General features: G+C 58.2%; 5 protein-coding genes and 1 pseudogene. 4 read left to right on the plus strand and 2 right to left on the minus strand.

Features of this window, described 5'->3' with window-relative positions:
- Positions 1-533, plus strand: a 533-nt coding sequence (locus PHF79_04235) for a hypothetical protein (GenBank protein MDD5318989.1), incomplete at its 5' end; no start/stop codon positions are given.
- Between the two features lie 78 nt (positions 534-611).
- Here PHF79_04235 and PHF79_04240 read toward each other — a convergent pair.
- On the minus strand, positions 612-767 hold the full coding sequence (locus tag PHF79_04240; protein MDD5318990.1) for a hypothetical protein: 156 nt from the start codon (positions 765-767) through the stop codon (positions 612-614).
- Positions 768-792: 25 nt separating this feature from the next.
- Between PHF79_04240 and PHF79_04245 the strand changes: the two genes are divergently transcribed.
- A complete protein-coding gene (locus PHF79_04245) occupies positions 793-1,086 on the plus strand; it encodes a hypothetical protein (GenBank protein ID MDD5318991.1) in 294 nt (97 codons plus the stop codon).
- Here PHF79_04245 and PHF79_04250 read toward each other — a convergent pair.
- Positions 1,068-1,329 (minus strand): annotated as a pseudogene (locus PHF79_04250) (DUF2442 domain-containing protein). The gene PHF79_04245 and the pseudogene PHF79_04250 overlap by 19 nt on opposite strands.
- Before the next feature lie 156 nt (positions 1,330-1,485).
- On the opposite strand from PHF79_04250, the gene PHF79_04255 reads away from it, so the two are divergent.
- Together PHF79_04255 and PHF79_04260 are read left to right on the plus strand one after the other, a co-directional pair.
- Positions 1,486-1,842 (plus strand): hypothetical protein, encoded by a 357-nt coding sequence (locus PHF79_04255; GenBank protein ID MDD5318992.1) that lies wholly within the window; start codon positions 1,486-1,488, stop codon positions 1,840-1,842.
- A gap of 236 nt (positions 1,843-2,078) precedes the next feature.
- Positions 2,079-2,564, plus strand: a 486-nt coding sequence (locus PHF79_04260) for a PT domain-containing protein (protein ID MDD5318993.1), incomplete at its 3' end; no start/stop codon positions are given.

Raw genomic sequence — 2,564 nt, forward strand, 5'->3', positions numbered from 1 at the left:
GCATTGCTGAGCTGGAAGTGCAGTTGGAGAGTGAGAGCCAGGGGGATGGCGCGCTCAGGTCGATCGATGAAGTCTTGCGTCAGTGTGGTGAACCTGACGTGCTGCGTGCGCGCGACGCTTTGGCGATTGGTGTGGCGATGCGTCCTTCGCTGCGGGTGCTGCGCAGCGCGTGGGACAGCGCCGATGCGATGAAGGACTTCCGGCACGGTCGCAAGCTGCTCGACCTGTTGCTGCGGTTGGGCGGTGAGTACATCGACCTGCTACGCGGCGGCAAGCCCGATGCGCAGGCGCGGCTGGTGTTCGCGCAGGACGTCTACAAAGCCAACGAGTCTGAGGGCGTGAAGAATTGCGAGGATTGCGTGCGTCAACGCACCTTTGAGGTCGATGGTCGGCAGGTCTATATGGACCGGCACCTGGGCATTGGCAATTCACCGGACCGGCGAGATACCTTGCGCGTGTATTTCGAGGTGATCGACGGCGAGGTGGTCATCGGGCACTGCGGCGAACATCTGGCGAGTACGAAAAAGGTGTAGTCACAAGCCGGATCTGCGCTCCACGATGGCCAGCGTTTTGACCGGTTGGCGCGCGCCCATGCTCTCTTCTTCTTTTGTTTAGCCCCGACCCACTGGACCACATTGAGAGATCATGGTGGCCAAGGCGTTCTTGCTCTCGCTATTTTTCCAGATGCGCTCCACCCGATGCATCACGTCGACGCCTTCAGATCCGGCCACGCTCGCGCTCTTCTTCTTGTTCTTGTAGTATTGCATGACGATCGTTTATGCGGAGTGCGTCATGTCTGAAGAATCTGAAGTTCAACCTGTTGCCCGTAGGCGGGTGGTGACCTACCCGACGGTGGGCGGGTCCATTCATACCGTGTGGGTCGATGAAGAGATCCTGACTGAGGCCATCAGCGCCGGTGTGGACGTGACGAACCTGATGTGGCCGCTGCTTGAGCGCTTCGCCAGAGAGCACAACGTCAAGATGCTGCCCAGCGGCAAGATGCCCTGGAAGAGCGCCACGGGCCTGTCCAAGGGGGATGTTGCCGACATCGTCCTGCGTCGCGCGACTCAGGACCGCCTACCCTGATACGGGGCGGCGCCCCGAGGAATGACGCCGGCAAGTAGTCCGGCCATCGACAGATCCTCAACCAGTTCTTCCCAATGCAGTCCGCGCGTGCTCAGGGTGTGTAGTTCGCGCGCTGCTCGGCGTGGCCCGCAACAGGCGCGGGAACCAGGCCAGCGGAACGCCTAGCACGCGTCCATCGGCGAGATGGACCCCTATTCGGTCATCGTCGAAGGTGACGGATCGTGCTTGGGTGATTGGGCTCATGCGCACCTTTTTTCCCGGTTTGACCCTTCTAGGTAGGTACGGGATGCCCCGTCCTGCGCGTCGCCCTGATCTCCTGTCGATTGTTTTGTTGTTGACTGCCTTTCGTCTGCTCGCTATTCTGATTGTTCGCTGACTATTGTTTAACTCAACAACATCATGCACCCTGAAACAGAAACAGAAACCCTTGATTGTTCTCCTGGGGTGTCCGGAACAAGGTTCGCCGCCTACTTCACGCCGGAGGGCGCGCTGCACAACATCGCAGTGGATGCGTCCCTACTGGAGGACTGCAAAGAGGCTGGCATCGATCTGCCGCGCGAGCTGGGCACCCTGCTCAGCGCCTACGCCGCGCAACACCGGGTGACCCTAACCAGCAGTGGACGCTATATGTGGAAGTCCTGCCTTGGGCTCGGCAAGGAGGCTGTCGTGCAGCGCATTCTCAAGGAAGAGATCGCCCGGCGCCTGAAAGGGGAGGCCGCCCAACCCACGCAAACCAGCCAAGAGGTCCAGCCATGAAGCGGCCGTCGTTTCAGTTCTACCCCGGTGACTGGCAGAACGATCACAAGCTGCGGGCCTGCTCGCCGGTCGCGCGTTGCCTGTGGATCGAGATGCTGTGCATCTTCCACCAATCCGACGTCTACGGTTGCATGCCATCGTTTTTGCTTAACCAAATTCCAACCAACGACTTAAGCAAAAATCCAGATTTGCTTAACCATGAGGTTAACTGTCAAGTTAACTATAAGGTTGAGGCTATGGTCGAGCTTTGCTTGCCCATCATTCCCGATTTGGCGCAGATGACCTCCATGAAAGAGGATGACGTCAAGGTGGGTTTGGCCGAACTTTTCCGCCGGAAAATTCCCGACATTAGCGAAGGGGGATTGATCTATTCCAAGCGCATGGTCCGGGACGAGAAAGTCAGGCAAGTCCGCGCAGAATCAGGGAAAAAAGGCGGAAACCCGCAACTTTTGAAGGCGAAACAGGATGGGATGAGTCAAGATTTGCTTAACCAAAATCCAACCAAATGGCCAACCAAAGGGCCAACCAACGACCCAACCAAAGGGCCAACCAACGACCCAACCAAAGCGCCAACCAAAGCGCCAAGCAAAATCCAACCCCTTCATCTTCAGTCTTCTTATAAAGAAAACATAAAAGAACCCCCAATAAGCCCCCATGACGGCAGCGCGCCTGATTTGGCGTTGTCGGACACCGAACCTCCCCCCCAACCCCCCGGGGGGGGG

It is taken from the genome of Candidatus Paceibacterota bacterium (genome assembly GCA_028714275.1).
Classification (GTDB): domain Bacteria; phylum Patescibacteriota; class Minisyncoccia; order Phycocordibacterales; family CAINVO01; genus CAINVO01.

Bases quoted from the DNA above. Each gene is read 5' to 3' on its own strand.
- PHF79_04245 (MDD5318991.1), top strand. From the start codon at position 793: ATGTCTGAAGAATCTGAAGTTCAACCTGTTGCCCGTAGGCGGGTGGTG.
- PHF79_04255 (MDD5318992.1), top strand. From the start codon at position 1,486: ATGCACCCTGAAACAGAAACAGAAACCCTTGATTGTTCTCCTGGGGTG.
- PHF79_04240 (MDD5318990.1), bottom strand. From the start codon at position 767: ATGCAATACTACAAGAACAAGAAGAAGAGCGCGAGCGTGGCCGGATCT.